Below are 1,917 nucleotides of genomic sequence, written 5' to 3' on the forward strand. Positions count from 1 at the left end.
TTCCTCAAGAGACCGAAGGACCCGACGTCGCCTCCGCCCCCCTCACCGCCGGGGGGCGAGGGGGGCGGAGGCGACGTCGGGTCCTTCGGTCTCTTGAGGAACGGGTCGTCCTCGGGTGACTGGCCCGGTGGCGGCTGGTCGGTGCTCATGGCCCGAGTCGAACCTCAGGTCTCCCGTCCCGCAACGGGAGAGCGGCCGTTCGGAGGAGGACGTCGGCTCAGCGGGCGACGAACGTGCGCGCCGCCTTGTCGTGCCAGGCCTGCCGCCAGGGCCGGTCGGCCAGGGCCCACAGGGCACCCGGCAACCCGAGCAGGGCGTACACCAGCCAGCGCCGCAGCGCACGGCCGAAGCCGGGCGGACGGCGGCCGGCCACGGCCAGCACCCGGACGCCGCACAGCTTCTTGCCGAGGGTCCGGCCCCAGCGGCCGGTGGGCCAGGCCTCGTAGAACACGCCGAAGAGCAGGACGGCGCCGAGGACGACGGCGAGCTGGCCGGCGGTCGTGGCGTCGATCAGCCACACCGTGACGGGTTTGCCACCGCCGCCGGCCGCGGCCGCGTCGACCTTGGCCCGCAGGTGCGCGGCCGCCGCCGGCACCAACGGCCAGGCGACGGCCACCGCTACGCCGCCCAGCACGACCCCGTCGACCGCCCGGGCGGCGAGCCGCCGCAGGTACCCGGCCGGCTTCGGCTCGGGCCGTGCCATCCGCTCGAAGACCTCCCGGGTGGCGGCGGCCGAGGGCATGGCGGCCGGGCCGGCTGCCGCGGCCCGGGCAGAGCCGCTCCCCCGCGGGGCGGCCTCGTCACCGCCCGGCCCGGACCGGCCGCTCGCGCCGCCCGCCGCCCCACCTCTGCGGTCCCCGGCCGCACCGTTCCCGGGCTTGCCGGCGTCGGCCGGGGCGCTGCGGGGCCATCCGGTGTCACCGCCCGCCTCGGCCGTCCGACGGCGCGCGGCGAGCCCGGGCCCGGCGGCCACCGCCGGGCCGTCCGCGCCGTCCGCCGCCGCCCGCCACGGCGGGGCGGAGGTACGGGTCCCGGGCACCGGGCCGGGCCGCCGGCCGTCCTCCTCGGCGTCCGGCCACCGCGTGCCGGAACGTGCCGCCGGCGGCTCCTCGGTGACACCCGGCCAGGAGGTGGTGGCTCCGCTCCCGGCCGGCGCCGAGGGCCAGGACACCGCCGGCGCGGGCGCCTGGGCACGGCGGAAGGAGGCTTCGGGAGCATCCGGTTCGACCGGTTCCGGGGAGCGGCGCAAGGAGACGCCGGAGCTCCCCGCGGGGGCCGCGACGGCGTGCTCGGCGGAGGCCGCGGTCCCCGACGCGTCCCGGCCGGCGTCCGGGGCCACGGGGTACGCGGGGCGGCCGGACGGAGCGGCGTGGCGGCCGGTGGAGCGGGGGGCGGAGTCCGGGGCCGGCGCGTCGTCCGGCGCGGAGCCCCAGGAGACCCGATGGTCCCGGGGCCCACCGAACCCCGACTGATGCACAAGATCCGCCTGCCACGGCGACACCCCCGACCCGGCCCCCGGCGCCCCGGCCGGGCCCGTCCCCCGGGTCGACGCCGGGTCCGGGGACCCTGCGGGCGACGGGAGGGAGCCGGGCGCCGGGGCCGGAGCCAAACCCGGCCCCGGGGCAGCGCCCGAGGCCGGGCCCTGGCCCGGGCCCTGGCCCGGGCCCTGGCCCGGGCCCTGGCCCGGGCCCTGGCCGGCGGCCGAGACGGGGGCCGCGGCGGAGGCCGGACTCCGGCCCGGGTCGGCGCCCCGGGCCGGTGCCTGGCCCGGGGCCGCTGCCGGGCCCGTGGCGGGGAAGGAGTGCGGGGCCGACCCCGGGGCCACGGCGGAGGCCGGGCCCGGGGCCGGAGTGGGCGACGGGAACGGCGCAGCCGACGGAGCCGAGGCCGGGCCCGGGGTCGGGGCCGGGCCCGGCC

At 81.7% G+C, this 1,917-nt stretch carries 1 protein-coding gene; it reads right to left on the minus strand.

The window, feature by feature from the left end; all coding sequences use genetic code 11:
* Positions 1–217 precede the first annotated feature (217 nt).
* Positions 218–1,477, minus strand: a complete 1,260-nt coding sequence (locus EF918_RS38830) for an RDD family protein (RefSeq protein WP_260610999.1) — start codon at positions 1,475–1,477, stop codon at positions 218–220.
* Between the last annotated feature and the right edge of the window lie 440 nt (positions 1,478–1,917).

Origin of the sequence: Streptomyces sp. WAC06614, assembly GCF_003949795.1 — a bacterium.
Taxonomy (GTDB): Bacteria; Actinomycetota; Actinomycetes; order Streptomycetales; family Streptomycetaceae; genus Streptomyces.